Origin of the sequence: Pseudonocardia acidicola, from assembly GCF_012911935.1 — a bacterium.
In the GTDB taxonomy this organism is placed as follows: domain Bacteria; phylum Actinomycetota; class Actinomycetes; order Mycobacteriales; family Pseudonocardiaceae; genus Pseudonocardia; species Pseudonocardia acidicola.
Genome location: NZ_JAAXLA010000005.1, coordinates 58,893 through 74,988, shown reverse-complemented (window position 1 = coordinate 74,988; position 16,096 = coordinate 58,893). Strand labels below are relative to the sequence as shown.

Annotated in this window: 15 protein-coding genes and 3 pseudogenes; 12 read left to right on the top strand and 6 right to left on the bottom strand. The window is 69.8% G+C overall.

Going from position 1 to position 16,096, the window contains the following annotated elements:
• Positions 1-185: 185 nt before the first annotated feature.
• Positions 186-858 (bottom strand): annotated as a pseudogene (locus HF526_RS35090) (transposase); the annotation flags it as partial.
• A gap of 120 nt (positions 859-978) precedes the next feature.
• Between HF526_RS35090 and HF526_RS37280 the strand changes: the two are divergent.
• Positions 979-2,586, top strand: a pseudogene (locus tag HF526_RS37280) (IS1634 family transposase).
• Between the two features lie 544 nt (positions 2,587-3,130).
• Positions 3,131-3,334 carry an inorganic phosphate transporter gene (locus HF526_RS04400; protein ID WP_338051294.1) on the top strand — a complete coding sequence of 68 codons (204 nt, stop codon included), beginning with the start codon at positions 3,131-3,133 and terminating at the stop codon, positions 3,332-3,334.
• Between the two features lie 116 nt (positions 3,335-3,450).
• On the opposite strand, the gene HF526_RS04395 is transcribed toward HF526_RS04400, so the two are convergent.
• Entirely contained in the window at positions 3,451-4,242 is a 792-nt protein-coding gene (locus HF526_RS04395; RefSeq protein ID WP_169379944.1) for an MgtC/SapB family protein, read from the bottom strand.
• A 550-nt stretch (positions 4,243-4,792) separates the two neighbouring features.
• Positions 4,793-5,437 carry a phosphate signaling complex protein PhoU gene (gene phoU / locus HF526_RS04390; RefSeq protein ID WP_169379943.1) on the bottom strand — a complete coding sequence of 215 codons (645 nt, stop codon included), beginning with the start codon at positions 5,435-5,437 and terminating at the stop codon, positions 4,793-4,795.
• A gap of 96 nt (positions 5,438-5,533) precedes the next feature.
• On the opposite strand from phoU, the gene HF526_RS04385 reads away from it, so the two are divergent.
• Both HF526_RS04385 and HF526_RS04380 read left to right on the top strand, forming a co-directional pair.
• Entirely contained in the window at positions 5,534-5,740 is a 207-nt protein-coding gene (locus HF526_RS04385; RefSeq protein ID WP_211176765.1) for a ribbon-helix-helix protein, CopG family, read from the top strand.
• A complete protein-coding gene (locus HF526_RS04380) occupies positions 5,737-6,120 on the top strand; it encodes a type II toxin-antitoxin system death-on-curing family toxin (RefSeq protein ID WP_169379942.1) in 384 nt (127 codons plus the stop codon). Before HF526_RS04385 ends, HF526_RS04380 begins: the two co-directional genes overlap by 4 nt.
• A 123-nt stretch (positions 6,121-6,243) precedes the next feature.
• Here the strand turns inward: HF526_RS04380 and HF526_RS37275 are convergent, their stop codons facing one another.
• Positions 6,244-6,477, bottom strand: coding sequence for a winged helix-turn-helix domain-containing protein (locus tag HF526_RS37275; protein ID WP_211176764.1), 234 nt, complete (start codon positions 6,475-6,477; stop codon positions 6,244-6,246).
• A 791-nt stretch (positions 6,478-7,268) separates the two neighbouring features.
• On the opposite strand from HF526_RS37275, the gene HF526_RS04370 reads away from it, so the two are divergent.
• The 4 genes and pseudogenes from HF526_RS04370 to HF526_RS04355 form a co-directional block, all read left to right on the top strand.
• Positions 7,269-7,433, top strand: coding sequence for a hypothetical protein (locus HF526_RS04370; RefSeq protein WP_169379941.1), 165 nt, complete (start codon positions 7,269-7,271; stop codon positions 7,431-7,433).
• Between the two features lie 547 nt (positions 7,434-7,980).
• Positions 7,981-8,712, top strand: a complete 732-nt coding sequence (locus tag HF526_RS04365) for an alpha/beta hydrolase family protein (protein ID WP_169379940.1) — start codon at positions 7,981-7,983, stop codon at positions 8,710-8,712.
• A gap of 182 nt (positions 8,713-8,894) precedes the next feature.
• Positions 8,895-9,062 carry a hypothetical protein gene (locus tag HF526_RS04360; RefSeq protein ID WP_169379939.1) on the top strand — a complete coding sequence of 56 codons (168 nt, stop codon included), beginning with the start codon at positions 8,895-8,897 and terminating at the stop codon, positions 9,060-9,062.
• 51 nt (positions 9,063-9,113) lie between these two features.
• Positions 9,114-9,869: pseudogene (locus HF526_RS04355) on the top strand (IS3 family transposase); the annotation flags it as partial.
• Positions 9,870-10,261: 392 nt separating this feature from the next.
• Here the strand turns inward: HF526_RS04355 and HF526_RS04350 are convergent.
• Entirely contained in the window at positions 10,262-10,786 is a 525-nt protein-coding gene (locus HF526_RS04350) for a MarR family transcriptional regulator (protein ID WP_169379938.1), read from the bottom strand.
• Positions 10,787-10,836: 50 nt separating this feature from the next.
• Here HF526_RS04350 and HF526_RS04345 point away from each other — a divergent pair, with 50 nt between their 5' ends.
• Complete coding sequence (locus tag HF526_RS04345; protein WP_169379937.1) at positions 10,837-11,598, top strand: hypothetical protein; 762 nt, start codon at positions 10,837-10,839, stop codon at positions 11,596-11,598.
• Between the two features lie 110 nt (positions 11,599-11,708).
• Here the strand turns inward: HF526_RS04345 and HF526_RS04340 are convergent, their stop codons facing one another.
• A complete protein-coding gene (locus tag HF526_RS04340) occupies positions 11,709-12,725 on the bottom strand; it encodes an SIS domain-containing protein (protein WP_169380024.1) in 1,017 nt (338 codons plus the stop codon).
• A gap of 352 nt (positions 12,726-13,077) precedes the next feature.
• Here HF526_RS04340 and HF526_RS04335 point away from each other — a divergent pair, with 352 nt between their 5' ends.
• Genes HF526_RS04335 through HF526_RS04325 form a run of 3 tightly spaced genes read left to right on the top strand, consistent with a single transcriptional unit; the run spans position 13,078 to position 16,086 of the window.
• Positions 13,078-14,274 carry an extracellular solute-binding protein gene (locus HF526_RS04335; protein ID WP_169379936.1) on the top strand — a complete coding sequence of 399 codons (1,197 nt, stop codon included), beginning with the start codon at positions 13,078-13,080 and terminating at the stop codon, positions 14,272-14,274.
• Positions 14,258-15,229, top strand: coding sequence for a carbohydrate ABC transporter permease (locus HF526_RS04330; protein WP_169379935.1), 972 nt, complete (start codon positions 14,258-14,260; stop codon positions 15,227-15,229). Before HF526_RS04335 ends, HF526_RS04330 begins: the two co-directional genes overlap by 17 nt.
• Entirely contained in the window at positions 15,226-16,086 is an 861-nt protein-coding gene (locus tag HF526_RS04325; protein WP_169379934.1) for a carbohydrate ABC transporter permease, read from the top strand. The genes HF526_RS04330 and HF526_RS04325 overlap by 4 nt, the downstream gene beginning before the upstream one ends.
• Positions 16,087-16,096 lie beyond the last annotated feature (10 nt).

Below are 16,096 nucleotides of genomic sequence, written 5' to 3'. Positions count from 1 at the left end.
CCGACTCTTATAGTTAGCCCGGATCTTTCGCCGGGCGACGCTGGCTTGATCGACACCGGTGTTGGCCGGTGTGCTTGGCGCATTCTGCCTGCTGGGTGTGACAGTTTGGCCGAGGTCGCTCGGATGGGCGCCGGGTTCCACGGGTCCGGTGGGGTTCTGGGTTGCTGGGGCGGTGGGACCGGTGCTCAGCCGGGGACGGCGAGCGCGCGGAGCCGGTCGAGGCCCTCGCAGACCAGCCCGGCCCAGGGTGCGTGGCCGGGTAGGTGCAGCACGGTCCGGCGGGCGTGCCGCGCGGTCTGGGCGGGCAGCGAGAACAGCCGCAGCCGGAGCCGTTTCGGTTCCCACCGCCTCGCCGGGTGGGTGGTGTAGGCCAGCATCTGGGCCCAGGCGGTGATCTCACAGGCCAGCGCGACCACGGCGCACCAGATCCGGTTCTGGTCGAGGTCGTGCAGCGGCAGGTTGGTCAGGCCGGTGTCCTTCGCCGCGCGGATGCGGTCCTCGGCGCGGGCGCGGCGGCGGTGGCGCAGCTCGAGGTCGGCGAGCTGTCGGCCGGGTCCGCCCGGGCGGGTGTTGGTGGCGAAGGCGGTGTAGCGCCGCCCGTCCGGGTCGGTGGTCCGCAGCTGCGCGCCCGGGGTGCGGGCGCTCGCGGTGCACGATCACTCGCATCCCTTTGGGCCAGGTGGTCAGGTTCATCAGGCCGGTGGCCTCGATGACTCAGGCCCCGGGGCGGGGTTCACCCTCGGCGTTGTAAGCGGGCTGCCAGTCCGACGCGGGGAGCGCGGCGAGCTCGTCGACGACGGTCTGGGTGAGGCCGAACCCGACCGAATAGGACAGCCGGCGGCGATGAAGCCAGGTCAGGCCTGACTCATGACACCCCCGCGGGAGTCGCGCGTGCCCGAGGCGCTGACCAGCTGGTTTTCGGACCGAGGCGTGGGGATCTGGTCATTAAGAATTGAGTGGCTGGGTAGCCTCGGCCTGGTGAGCTCGCGGTTCGTGCGTCGGGTGCGGACGGCGTCGGGCGCGGTCGCGGTCCAGTTGGTGGTCAAGGACCACGGTGAGGTCGTGGAGATTGAGCACCTCGGCTCCGCTCACACCGACGCCGAGCTCGCGCTGTTGCTCGCAGCGGCGCGTGAACGCCTGCAGCCCGGCCAGCAGTCCCTCGACCTCGGAGAGCTGGCGGCCGAACCCGCGCGGGTCAGCGACACCGCCGACTGGACACGCCCGGAGCCCGACCGCCCGCGGTCTGCAGATCCCGCCGTCTCGACGCCGGCCCCGGGACGGCCGCGGTCCGACCGGGCGGGTGGGCGTGTGGTGGGCACTTCGCGTTGACGTTGTGGAACGTGCTGCTCGACGCCTATGCCCGGCTCGGGTTCGACACCCTCGCCGACGAGGCGTTCCGGGCGATGGTGTGCGCCCGGGTGATCGAGCCGACCTCGAAGGCCGACACCGTTCGGGTGCTGGCCGAGATCGGCGCACCCGCGCCGACGGTGCGCACCCTGTTGCGCGCCCTGGCCCGCTGCGAGCAGCGTGACTACCGCGGGAAGCTGGCGACCGCCTGCCTGGCCCAGGCCACCCGAGGCGGCGCACTGGGACTGATCCTCTACGACGTCACCACGCTGCACTTCGAGGCCGAGAACGAAGACTCCCTGCGCAAGGTCGGGATGAGCAAGGAACGGCGCATCGACCCACAAATCCAGGTCGGGCTGCTGGTCGACCCGTCCGGGTTTCCGTTGGAGGTGCACTGTTTCGAGGGCAACACCGCCGAGACCTCCACCCTGCTCCCCGTCCTCAACGGCTTCCGGGACGCCACCAGGGCGCCGCCCTGGTCGTGGTGGCCGACGCCGGGATGCTGTCGGCGAAGAACGTGAACGCGATCGAGGACGCCGAGTTGTGTTCATCGTGGGCTCGCGGATCAGCAAGGCGCCCTACGACCTGGCCGCGCACTTCGAGCGCCACGGCAACGCCTTCGACGACGGTCGGGTCCTCGAATCGGCTCGGGTCATGGGCACCGGGAAGGCGGCCCGCAGCCGACGGGTCGTCTACCAGTACCGGTTCGCCCGGCACAAACACGACGACCGGGCGATCAACGCCATGGTCGACCGGGCGGAGAAGGTCGCCACCGGCACGAGGCCGTTGAAGAAGGATCGGTTCGTGCGCATCGACGCCGCCGGGAAACAGGTGGACCGGGGGCTGGTCGAACGCGCCCGCCAGCTCGCCGGATTGAAGGGCTACGTCACCACCCTGCCCGTGAAGACGATGGACGGGTCGGCGGTCATCGACGCCTATCACGACCTCTGGCAGGTCGAGGAGTCCTTCCGGATGGCCAAGTCCGACCTGCGGGCGCGGCCGGTCTTCCACCACAAACGGGAGTCGATCGAGGCCCACCTGACCGTCGTGTTCGCCGCCCTCGCGATCTCCCGCCACCTCCAGGACGCCACCGCCACCTCAATCAAGAACATCGTGCGCACCCTGCGGGCGGTCCGCTCCGCCACCATCCGCCTCGACGGCCACGAGATCACCCTCGAACCCGACATCCCTACCTCGGCCCAGGCCATCCTCGAGCGGCTACCGCCAGAAGGTCACTAAACAGCGTCCCGAGTCAGGTAGTTCGTGGGACCCGCCGGCGCCGTCGACGCGGATCAGGACCTTCCGCCCGGCTCGGCGGCCGGGCTTGTGGTCGGGGAGCTGACGCAGCGCGGCCCGGATGACGCGTCGACGGGCACGCGGGGGTGATTGACGCGCAGCAACGGCAGGTCGGCGCGCTGCAGGTCCGCGACGAGCACCGTCGAGTTCGAGCACGGCCTGGAGCCCCGCGGGCCGATCCATGTTGTCGGATCGATGGCCGCGAGTTCGTCGTGGCCCTTTACGGCCACGAGCATCTGATCGCTGGTCGGGTCGTAGGCGACGTTGCCGACCTCCCACCCAGCGCAACGGTGCCGCGGCCCGCTGCGGTGGCGGCGCCGATCACGGTCTCCCGTGGTGCAGGAACATGCCGATCGCTGTACCGGATCCGCCCCGAGCGCCTTGGAAGGTTCCTGGTGAGGAGAAGCTGTGAGCGGACCCCGTTGTGGCGGTACCGACGAGTTGATGAAGGAGATCATCGGCCGGACGTCCGCTTGGCTGGTTTGCGATCGGGGCGGGCACCCCTGGTCACGGCGGGCTCGCCGCGGATCTGACCGCCTCAGCGCTGCTCTACACGACCCCGTTCGCGTTCGCCGCGCCGATCTCCACCACCCAGACGATCACCTCGGCCATCCTCGGGCTGGGCGCCACCAAACGGCCCTCCGCGGTGCGCTGGGGGGCGCCGGCAACATCGTCCTCGCGTGAGTGCTGACCATCCCGATGGCCGCACTGGCCGCCGCCCTCACCTTCTGGATCATCCACCCTCTGGTCACCTGATCGCGACAGGTCCCGGCGGGCCGACGGTCATGGGCCTGCCGCCGGTGGCCGTCATTCGGTCTCGGGGTCGACCTCCTCCTCGGGCCGGCCGAGGGTGACGGTGAGGACACCGTCGAGCCGGGCAAGCTCGGCGACGAGGTGGTCGCAGTCCGCCGGTCCGTAAAGACCGATCCCGACAGACACCGGCCGCGCTCCGCCGGACTCCTCGTCCAGCCGATGATCTCGGGCGGACGGGTGCCCGACCTGAGCTGCGGAGAGCTCCCAGGCCTGCTGGCGGGTGGACAGCTCCGCGACGACCCACCCGCGGGCGGTACATGTGTTGAGGATCTGTCGCAGGATCCCGCGGCCGTCCTCGTAGACGACCTGGATCCGCTGCGACCGAGGCCGGGTCTCGCGGAGGCGGGCCGACAGCGGGGTGAACCCGTAGATGACGACGAAGTAGCCGGCCACCGCAGCGAGGGCCAGCACCGGCAGGCCGGCCCCAGCGGCCATGCCCACCGCGGTGGTCAGCCAGACCGCGGCAGCGGTGGTGAGACCGCGGACCGCGTCACGCCGAACGAAGATCAGGCCTCCACCGATGAAACCGATGCCGGAGACGATCTGCGCCGCGACCCGGGACGGATCGAGGACCACATGATTACCGAGCACATCGGTGAAGCCGTACTTGGACACCAGCATGATCAGCGCCGCGCTGAACCCGATGATGGTGTGGGTTCGCAGGCCGGCGCTCTTCTGCCGTAACTCCCGTTCCAGACCGATCAGTGCGGACAAGACCAGGGCGATCCCGAGCTCGACGATCTGTGACCACCCCTGGCCGATCGGCTCTCCCAACTCAAGCGCCAACGCCCTCCTCCTTCACCTGTTGCTTCACCTGTGGGCCGGACGTACCGACCCGGCCGGGCACGTCCAGGCTCGACTCGCCGTGGCGATCCACCCCGCCAGGCCGGCGAGCCGCCGGGAGCCCAGCGGCTGAGCCGCCGGTCACGCCGGGCTCGACACCGCACGCTCGGATTGGCCGGTAGCCGCCCGGAGAAACCTCGTCGATCACCCCGGTGTTCGTCGCCGACGTCAACACAGCCCGCGCTTACGTCCGACCCCAGAGGCACCTTTGCCCGGTCGGGAGATCAGGTACTCACCCGTTTGCCCGCCGTTGTGCGACGTCGCGGCCCTGGTGAGAGCGATCCTCGCTACCGCCGTGCCCCCGACGTCGGCGTGCGATTGCCACCGGAAGTGCCACCACCCCAGCTGTTCCAGCCCGCTGTTGAGCGCCGGGGAGCACCGGCGGCTTGTCGAGTCCGGATCTTCTACTGACGCCCGGTGTGCAGCCGGCCACTGTGGCGTCGGGGTCCAAGCGGCTGGGCCGCGGCGTGGGTGGTCAGGAGATGCTGGCTTCTCAGGACGCGAGCGGGCTGGGCATCTGGCCGGTGATGAGGTAGATGGTGTGGCGGGCGACGGCGACGGCGTGGTCGGCGTAGCGCTCGTAGTAGCGCGCCAGCAGTGTGGCGTCCACGGCGGCGGCGACGCTGTGGGTCCAGTGGGGCGCCATCAGCACGGTGAACATGTGCTGGTGCAGGGCGTCCATGGCGTCGTCGTCGGTCTCCAGTTCGGCGGCGGCGGCCAGGTCGCGGCTGCGGATGACCTCGCCGGCCTTGCGGGCGAGGGCGACGCCGATCCGGCCCATCTTGGCGAAGTAGGGCGTGATGTCGTCGGGTAGCACCGGCTGTGGGTGTCGGCGGCGGGCGGCTCGGGCGATGTGCAGGGCCAGGTCGCCCATGCGTTCGATGTCGCCGGCGGCGTGGATTGCCGAGACCACGATCCGCAGGTCGGTGGCGACCGGGGCCTGCAGGGCGAGCAGGGCGAAGGCCTGTTCCTCGACGCCGGCCCGGATGTCGTCGATCTTGATGTCGTCGGTGATGGTTTCCTCGGCCAGCCGCAGGTCGCTGTCGAGGAGTGCGCGGGTGGTCTTGTCCAGGGCGGTCGCCGCCTCATCGCACATGTCGGCGAGCGTGCCGAGTTGTACGTGGTAGTGCTCGCGCATACGGCGTAAACGCTCCTCAGCCATAGCTGGCAAAGCTGCGGCAGAACGGCGAATAACCGCACGTCACACGCGGTGTCAAAGTGGTACCGTCAGGGTATGGCGATGAACGTGCGGTTCACCGAGGACGAGACGGAGGCTCTCCGCGCCCAGGCAGAGGCGGAGGACCGGTCGATGCAGGACGTCGCGCGTGCCGCCGTGCGTGAATACGTCGAGCGCCACGCCCACCGCGAGCGGGTGACGGAGGCACTCGCGATCCTCGGCCCGCGCAACAAGGATCTGCTGCGCCGGTTGGGCGAGGCGTGACCGAACACCTCACGCTCGACTCACTGCTGCAGGTCGCTGACGTCGCGACCGACGGCGAGGTCGCCGTGCGCGACTTCGGCCTGCTCGAGTCGGCCGTCGCGCGGCCACGCACCACGGTGTACGGCGCCGACGCGTACCCGACGCTGCCCGAGAAGGCGGCGGCCCTGCTCGAGTCCCTGGTGCGCAATCACGCCCTCGTCGACGGGAACAAGCGCCTCGGCTGGCTGGCCACGGAGGTTTTCTGTTGGCTCAACGGTTGGGCCCTCGTCGCCGACGACGACGCCAAGTTCGATCTTGTGATGGACGTGGCATCGGGGGCGGTGTCCGGGGTGCAGAAGATCGCCGAACGGCTCGAGCCGTGGTTCACACTCGGCCGCTAGCGCGTCGCAGCAGGTCGGCGGGACCGGGCCCAGTAGCAGTTCCAGCGGGCTCGTGCCTGGCAAGCCGATCCCCGTGACCGGTTACGTCATCGGCAAGGCTTCAGATGTGAACAACCTCGAGCATCAGTTCGGTTCGTAGCGCTTCCAGCGCTGCTCACGGCGCTTGTGGCGCTGCGAGGCGGGCAGCCGGCTCATGTCCAGGCGTTTGAGGATCCGCCACACGCCGGACTGGCTGATCGTGATGTCGTGGTAGCGCTGCAGGTACATGGCGATCTTCATCGGGCCGAAGTGGTAGTGCTGCCGCAGGTGGATGATCTTCCCGACGACTTCGGGCTGCGTCGTGGTCGGGCAGTGCATCGGCGCGCTCGAGGGCCATGCGATACGACACCGTCGAGCTGGCTCAGTCATGGACATTGGTGCCGCAGCGGACGGGTGGGGTCCACCAACACGGACACCACCGCGAACGTTAACGGGTTATGCGCCAGCCCGGACTCGCATCGCCGTCAGCGGACCACTCTGCGCACGACCTCTCCGCCGAGCAGCGGCTTGTCGGCCGGGCCCTTCAAGTAGGGGCCGCGATAGATCACCCTGTGCCGCTGTTCGCTCGGGTACCACTGGCGCACCTTGTGCATCCGCACCATCCACCGGTGGTGCCAGTCCCGCCCCCGGCGGCGGCATCACCGGCCGGCCGGGCAACATCGCGCACGTCGACGACCCGGACCTCCGGGGAAACCCCGTGGGCTCGGCCAACACCCGGGCGCTGTGGGCGACGGCGGCTTCGGGCACCTCGGCGATGCGCTGCTCGCACAGCCTCCAAAAGGCATACAGGAACCGCTCGGTGAGCCGGGCGTCGTGATCCTCGATGATCTGCCCGGGGCTGTACCCGCCGACCACCCGATTCTCGTCATAGCCCTCGGCGGCCGACTCCGCCCGGTACGCCGGGCCGCACCGGCCTTTCGGTAGCCACCTGTAAATGAGTCGTTGACCTCTCGATTCGTTTCACCGCAGCCACCCCGCGACCAGAGGTGCATCCTGCGCCTCGACACCCCCGGAAACGGTCCGAGAGGCTGTTTCCTAGGGTCTCGTCGTTCCAGGTGCGGGGAGCACGGTAATAAGGGCATGTGACGCGCAGACCACCCAAGCCAGCGTTGCTGGCAATCCTCGTCCTCGAAGTCATCTCTGCCGCGCTGGCCTGGCGCGATCTCACCCGGCGCTCCGACGATCAGATACGAGGCAAGAAGAACCTCTGGCGGGCGTTCATCACCATCAACCCCGGGAACTCGCTCGTCTACTGGGTCGCCGGCCGCTGCTAACCCATGCCACTCGGTGCCGCGCCGGGCGATCCATCCGCTCCTCGCACAACAATCCCCCGACCACACCGGTCGGGGGCTCGTTGCGTCTGGGACACGCTTGAGGGCGTATCAAGTGACAGCCGATTCCGGCCCGCTGACCTGCGGTCCCACTGGCTGCTCTCACGGCTCCAGCGAGCAGTTTGTACTGCAACGGCACGTCGGCGTGTCGTGAGAGGCTGAGCCCGGAGAAGGCCGGGGCACTGTCCCGGTACCTGCCGCTGACCGCGGTGTGGCTTCGCCATGCTGCGATCACGCCACAGGCCGAAGCCCTTGACTGCACACCCTTGGCCTTGAGGCGAGTGGCTCCGTGACGTCCGGCTACGGAGCCTGCGCGAAAACCCGTTGGCGGACCACGGCGACCACTGCTACTTTTCCGGCGGCCGTGCGAGAAATCGAGGAGGTGGTACCCGTGAACGCAGTATCGACATGGGTGCTCCCCTCCGGGGTCACGGTCGGACGATAGGTCGTCCGGGAGCGCCATTCACGAGCACTCCCGAAAGGCACGACCATGCGATTCGCATCCGAACAGCACCTCGACGACGGCGTCGTCGAACGCGGGTTCACCCTCGGCGAGATCCCCGGCATCCTGTGGACGTCTGGATCCGCCTCCGCACCGGCCCCGCTGATCCTGCTCGGCCACCCCGGCGGACTGCACAAGATGTACCCCCGACTGGTCGCCCGGGCCCGGCACTGCGCGGCGGAGGGCTTCGCCGCGGCCACCATCGAGCTCCCCTGGAGCGGTGACCGGCCCCGTTCCGCCACCGCCGAAGAGGCCCGCGCCGACCTGCGCCGGGCGCTGGAGGCCGGCGAGCCGGTCGACGACGAGATCGTCGACCGGCTCGTCCTCCCGCTGGTCGAAAAGGCGGTCCCGGAATGGCGGGCCGCCCTGGACGCCCTCCTTTCGCTGCCCGAGATCGGCGGCCCGGTCGGGTACGCGGGAGGGGTGATCGCCATCGGCATCCGGCTGGCGGTGGTCGAGCCGCGCATCTCCGCCGCCCTTCTGTTCGCCGGGAGTTTCGTGCCCCACACCCTGTTCGAGGAGGCCCGGCAGGTCACCATCCCGCTGCAGGTCCTGCTGCAGTGGGACGACGAAGGAAACGACCGGCAGATGGCCCTGGACCTGTTCGACGCCCTCGGCGCCAAGGAGAAGACGCTGCACGCCAACATGGGCGGGCACACCGGCGTCCCGCAGTTCGAGGGGGACGACGGGAACCGGTTCTTCGCCCGGCACCTGAAGTGAGGCCGGGCCGTCAGGCCGGCAGAGACGATAGGAGCTGTCGGCCAGGATGCCGCTCATCGAGGGACAGGTCCCGGCCCTCCTCGATGGCGGTGTCATGCGCGAGGGCATTAGACGGGTACGGCGGTAGGCCAGGCTCAGCTAACAAAAGGCGACGGGGATTGAGGCAAGGACAGGTCTCTCCTGTGGCCGACGGTTTTCGCATCGCAGAGGCCTTCGTCGAGGTCACGGTCGACGACCGCACCGAAGCAGGCACGGCCGCCATCCGGGCGCGCCTGGACAACATCCGGACGACAGCCAAGCTCGACGCGGACATCGCCGCCGCCGACGCCAAGCTCGAGCAGGAGAAGTGACTCGCCCTGGGTCTGGTGGAGGTTCCTGACCTTGGAAACGAGGATGGAGCCATGCCGAGACAGCAGGCGCCGGGCAAGCCGACCACGCGCCGGTACTCCGAGGAGGAGAAGGCCGCGGCGGTGCGGATGGTCCGGGCACTGCGCGCGGAGTTGGGTAGCGATCACGGCACCGTGAAGCACGTGGTCGAGCAGCTCGGCTACGGGGTCGAGTCGGTGCGGTTGTGGGTGCGCCGGGCCGACGTCGACGACGGGCCCGAACCCGGTGTGACCATCGACGAGGCCGCTCGGGTCCGCGAGCTCGAGCAGGAGGTCCGCGAGCTGCGCCGGGCGAATGAGATCTTGAAGCGGGCCGCGAGTTCTTCGGGGCGGAGCTCGACCGCCAGCATCGCAGGCTGTGGCGTTCATCGACGCCCACCGCGACGACGTGGTCGAGGAAAGCCGCTCGGGGTCGAGCCCATCTGCCGGGTCCTGCAGGTGGCCCCGAGCAGCTACTACGCCGCCAGGTCCCGCCCGCTCTCGAAGCGGGCCCGCCGCGACGCGGAGCTGATCCCACGGCTGGCCACCTTGTGGGAGAACAACTACCGCGGCTACGGGGCGCGGAAGTTGTGGAAGGCCGCCCACCGGGCCGGCCTGGAGGTGGGGCGTGACCAGGTCGCCCGCCTCATGCGCACGGCCGGGATCGAGGGCGTCCGGCGGACCAAGGAGGTGCGCACCACCCGGCCCGATCCCGTCGCGATCTGGCACACGGACCTGGTGGAGCGCCACTTCCAGGCCGAGGCGCCGAACCAGCTGTGGGGCACCGACCTGGAGCGCCACGAGGCGCTGTTGAACCGAGTGGAGGTGGGCCGGGCGCCCAGGTCGCGACCCGCGCGCGGCGCCGACGGCGGGTCGCGACCGTTCACCAGCCCACCCAGTGGGTCCACGGCTTCGCCATGCTCACCCAGGATCGGCGCGCCCAGTGGGAGCGCGACTGGCTCCAGGAGGTGGCCGGATCCCGCGGCGACGCTGACGCGGACCTCCCCGCCGCGGCATAGCACGGCCATGATGACGAGGGCCCGGCCAGCGGTCGGGCCCTCGCCGTGTTCGGGGCCCGGCCCCTCCACTCGGCGTCTGCTGGCCCCGCTGGATAGATCGCGTGAGTTCTTGCCACAAGGCAGGTCCCGGCGGCCACACGGCCGGTTCGTGCCGATGGGGCTCGCTCAGCGGCCTGCACCGGGGTCGGCGTCGCCTTCGGCGGTCGTGGTCGCGGCTTGCCCATCGAGGTAGTCCGCGAGGGCCTGGCGATGAGCGGCCAGGAACGCCGCGACGTCGGCCAGCAGGTGTGCGGGCAGGGCGCCGGCGCGCTCGGCGGTGGCGCCGATGACCGGGTCGAAGATCCCGGCGGACAGCGCCTCGGCCGCCGGTGTCATCCGCACCACGGTGCGCCTGCGGTGGTGGGGGTCGGGCTCACGCCGGACGTAGCCGGCGGCCTCCAGGCGGTCCAGCACGGTGCTCGTGGCGCCCGTGGACATGCCCAGCGCCGCCGCCAGCGCGGTCGGAGACGTGGCGCCAGCCTGTCCGATGAGGTCCAGTGCCCGCAGATCAGTGCGGTTGACCCCGAAGCGGGCAGCGGCGTACTGGTCGAGCCGGTCCTGAACGGTCGACAGCGCGCGCAGTTCGGAGATCACCCGCTGCACGGGATTCACGTGCTCACCGGCGGGCGGGGTTGACACGGAGGGCTGCACACCACCACCCTACTCGCACATCGAGTTCCTCGAAAATGGAGCTAAGCCTCGTGTCCGAGCAGCGCACCGAGCCCGCCTCCCTCGACGCTGCACCGGCGGCGAGCGCCGCGGCCCGGCCGCCGGTGCCGCCGGGTACGCAACCAGTGACCCGGATGCGGCGGTGGGGCGGGGCCGCCGGCATCGCCGGCCCGATCCTGCTCGTCATCTACTTCGCCACGCCCGCGCTGGTCGGCTGGCCCTACGCCGGCGCCACCCCGGACCACCTGATCGCCTTCGCCACCGGCCACGCGCTGCTGTTCTACGCCGGCGGTTGGCTGCAGGTCACCGGCGCCCTGCTCAGCGTCCTGTTCTTCCTGGTTCTCCTGCAACTGTCCGGCGCCCGGGACCGGCTGGCCGGCGCGGCCACCCTCACCGGCGCCGCGCTGCTGCTCGCCGTGGTGACCATCGAGGCCGCGCTGCTGGAGGCGGTGCCGATGGCGGCCGCCGCCGGCGACCGGGCCACCGTCGCGACCACCTTCGCGCTGTCCAACGGCGTGTTCGCCCGCATCTTCCCGCTGGCCCCGGCCCCGCTGCTGTTCGCCGGTATCGGGATGGCCCTGCGCGGCGCGGCCGTGTTGCGCCCGGTGTTCAGCCGCAGCGCGCTGATCGTCGCCGGGCTGTTCGTCCTCGCCGGCGTCACCGCCGTCTTCGGCACCCCCGGCCTGATCTTCGCCATCGCGATGTCGGTGGTCGAGGCGATCTGGATCGCCATCGCCGCGATCGCGTTGGTCCGCTCCAGTTCCGCCCGCACTGGGGCCCCGCCCTCGGCGTGAAGCCGACGGTCACTGGCGGACGGCTGCTGGCACGATCGGGCAGTGCACGCCTCCGGCGCCTCAGGTAGATGCTCGGTATCGGCGATTTCGCCGGTGATATCGCCGGGCGGTCACAAGGTCTTGGTGATCTTCGACAGTCCCCGCGGGATGTCGGGGTTCTCGCCGCGCGTGATAGCCAGGTGGAGCGCGAGCTGCTGCAGCGGGAGGATCTCGAGCAGCGGGGATACCGCTTCGTCGATCCCGGCGGGCAGCTGCAGGCCGGCGCTGGAGGCGGCGATCGCCTGGGCGCCGCCGATGGTGAGGACGTGGGCGCCGACGGCGTGCAGGCGCTGCAGTACCTCACCCATGCTCTGGCCCCCGACGCCGTCCGGGGCGACGGCCAGGACGGGGACCTGGGACGTGACCATGGCCAGTGGGCCGTGCAGCAGATCGGCGCCGGAGAAGGCCTGCGCGCTGAGGTAACAGGTCTCCATCAGCTTCAACGCGCCTTCGCGGGCTGTCGGATAGGCGTAGCCGCGGCCGGTGACCACGAGCCGGGAGGCGAACTGGTAGCGCGCCGCGAGCGCCCGGACGTCCTCGGACCGGGCGACCAGCGCGTCGCCGGCGGCCGGCAGCGCGCCCAGGGCGGAGCCGTCGCCGTCGCGGAGCAGGTCCACCAGCAGGTACAGCGCGAGCAGCTGCGCGGTGTAGGACTTCGTCGCAGCCACGGCTCGCTCTTCACCGGCGAGGACGTCGATGTGCAGCTCGGCGGCCTGAGCGAGCGGGGATGCCGGCGCATTGGTGACCGACAGCGTGATCGCTCCGTGGCGGCGGCCGGTCTGCACCATCTCGATCAGGTCGGGGGACTGGCCCGACTGGCTGACCGCAATCAGCAGCGTGTCCCGCAGATCCGGGGTCGAGCCGTAGGCGGTCACGGTGGACGGCGAGGCGAGCCCCACCGGCATGCCGTGGATGACCTCGAAGAGGTACTTGGCGTACAGGGCGGCGTGATCGGACGTGCCACGGGCCGCGAGCAGGACGAAGCGTGGCTGCTTCCGCTTCAGGGCCGCCACGACGGGCGCGAGGCGGCCGAGGGAGGCGACCGATCGGCGCCACACCTCCGGCTGCTCGGCGATCTCGGTCGCCATTGCCCGGCCGGCGGTCACCGGTTCCTGCAGAACGGATCCTTGCGTCACTGCGGACCTCCATCACGCCGTCCCCCCGGCATGTCCCGGGACGGCTCTTGACAGTTCACCGACACGCCAGCTAGACCTTACGAAAGTTTCCGAAGGAAGGCTACCGAGCATGGTGGGCACTTCGCGCAGGCAACTCCTGAGGGCCGGCGGCCTTGCCGCATTGGCGTTCGGGACCATGCCTCTGCTTCAGGCATGCGGTGGGGGCGGTGCCCGGTCGGTCCCGGCCGCGGGCCCACCGTTGACGCCGCCGAGGACCGGTGGCGGCGACCTGGCAATGCGGATCTGGGGCGCCTACCCGGATTTCGTGACGTCCGAGGTGGCGGCTTTCCGGAAGACCTACGGCGACCGGGTGGACCTGGGCGTGATCGCCGGCGACTACCCGTCGCTGATGACCAATCTGCTGCGCCAGGGCACGCATCTGGACATGGTCTACAGCCTGTGGCACATGCCGCAGGCCTACGCCGAGGCGAACTGGATCCGCGACTTCGAACGGTTCTGGGCCAAGGACGCCGCCGAGAAGGAGATGCTGCCGGCCGTCCGCGACGCCCTGACCGTCAACGGCAAGCTGGTCGGGCTGCCGTACTTCGCCTTCGTCAACGGTGCGCTGTTCGCCAACACCGACGTGCTGCGCAAGGCGGGTCTCGAGGGGCAGTACCCGAAGACCTACGACGAGCTCTACGCCCAGGTGCGGCTGATCAAGCGCCGGGGTGCGAGCGACACGCCGTACCTGCCGTCGTTCTGGTCCGCGCCCTGGTTCGGTATCCCGTTCGGATTCATCCAGGAGGCGCTGAACAGGAACATTCCGCTGTTCGGCCGGGGCGGTCAGCCCCTCTTCGACGAACGGTCCGAGGTCGTCGACATGCTCGGCCAGTGGCGCAGCCTGTACAGCGAAGGGCTGGTGCCCTCGGGTGTGCTGACCTTCCAGGAGTCGGACTGGACGGAGGCGTTCGCGAAGGGAGGCATCGCGTACTCGCCCCAGCTGCAGTACGACATCAAGACCTTCGCCGATCCGCAGTCCTCACAGGTCGTCGGCAAGATCGTCCCCGTGCCGCAGCAGGGTCAGAAGTGGGGGATGCTGCACATCGGCGCGTATCTGGTGGGCAACTACGGTCAGGACGACGCGACGCTGGCCAAGGACTATCTCCTCGCCCAGCACTTCGGCTACCGCGACCAGCGCACCGGCCAGTTCGACGTGCCGAACGCGTGGGCGGGCAACTTCTACCTGACGCAGGGCTACGCCGCGGTGAACAACAGCCCAGCGCTGGCCGAGTCGGTGGCGAAGTGGCTGCCCGATCCGGAGACGAACTGGCCGGTCCTGAAGGACTACCTGACCGATCCGCAGGCCGCGACCGAACTGTTCCACACGACGTGGGGCTCGGTGTGGATGACGTACGCGTCCCGGGAGTTGCCGAAGGCGGTCAACGGGGACGAGAGCCCGGCGGCGGTCGTGAAGAACCTGCGGAAGAAAGCCGAGAGCCTGATCGATGAGTACGGCAGTTAAGCCCCCGCCGCCGGCGCCGACGGACACCGTCGCGCGTTCCGCCGGCCGGCCGAGGATCCCGTTCAGCTCGCGGATCGGTCCGACCCGATTCGGTCTGCTGCTCGTCGCGCCGGTGGCGGCCCTGCTCGTGGCCATCGTGATCTACCCGGTGGCGTACTCGCTGTACCTCGGCCTGTCGCACACGAACCCCTTCACCGGGGTGCGACGCTTCGCCGGCCTCGACAACTTCCAGCAGGTGCTCACCGACCCGGACTTCTGGCACTCCGCGTGGCTGACCGTCTACTACGTGGTGTGCGTGACGGTGTTGGCCTCCGCCGTGGCGCTGGGCATGGCGCTGTTGCTGCGGGAGAGGTTCGTCGGGCGTCCGGTCCTGATGGCGGTGATCGTGCTGCCGTGGTCGCTGTCGACCTACGCGGCCGCTGTCGTCTGGCGGTACGTGTACAGCCCGCAGTACGGCCTGCTCGCCGCGATCGCACAGCATCTGGGCTTCCAACCGGTCGACCTGCTCGCGAAGCACTCGGTGATCCCGGCGCTGGCGCTGGTGCACGCCTGGCAGTTCGCCCCGCTGGGGACCTACTTCCTGCTGGCGAGCCTGCAGGTCATCCCCGACGACCTCTACAAGCTCGGGAAGGTCGACGGCATGGGCATCGTGCGGAGGTTCCGCACGATCACGATGCCCTACATCCGGCTCCCGTTCGCCATCTATGTCGTGCTCGTCGGTGGCCAGGCGGCGATGGCGTTCGACCTGATCTACTTCCTGACGTCCGGGGGGCCGGGTGGCGCGTCCCAGACGCTGACCTACGACATCTACCAGGAGACGTTCCAGGACCTGAGCTTCGGCCCGGGCGCCGCGATGTCCTGGATCCTGCTGATCGTGGTCACGGCCTTGACCGCCGGCTACTACGTCGCGGCGATGAAACCCAAGTCGGCTCGCGGTAAGGCGGCACAGGCATGAGCGTGCGGCGGAAGGTTCTCATCCACATCCTCGCGTTGATCGCGTTGGTCTGGACGGTGGTGCCCATCGTCTGGATCGTGCTGATCTCACTGATGTACCACCACGAGTTCGCCTCGGCGCAGATCCACCTGTTCCCGCACCAGCCGACGCCGGCCAACTACATCCGGCTGCTCGGCGGCGACGCGCCGGACTGGAACGGCGCCCCCCAGGGCCCGAACGCGTACGGCTCACTCATCCGCCAGGGCCTGCTCAACAGCGCCGAGGTCGCCGTCTGGGTGACCGTGCTGAGCATGATCGTCGCGGTGCCCGCCGCCTACGCGCTGTCCCGCGTCCAGATGCGGTTCCGCCAGGCCGGGTTGCTCACGATCGTGGCCACCCGGTCCATCCCACCGGTCGCGACCACGATCCCGTTCTTCGCGCTCTACCAGAGCCTCGGGCTGTCGGGCACGAAGACCGGCCTGGTCATCGCCCACATGACGATCACCGTTCCGCTGCTGGTGTGGATCGGTACCAGCTTCTTCGGCGGCCTGCCGCCGGGCCTGGAGCGGATGGCCCGCGTGGACGGCTGCTCACGGTGGCGGGCGTTCGCGCGGGTGGTCGTGCCGGCGTCCCGGCATTCCATGACGGCGATGGCGGTGATCGCGTTCATCACCTCCTGGGACGAGTTCACGTTCGCTCTGATCTTCAACACCGGCACGCCCGCGCAGACCTTCCCGCCCGCGCTGTCGAGCATGTTCTTCCAGGTCTCGGTCCCGACCGACGTCGCGAGCGCGACCGTGTTGGGCCTGATCCCGCCGCTGCTCGTGGCGGGCATCTTCCAGCGCTACATCCGCAAGGTGAATCTTGTCGGCCTCTGAGGGACGGACA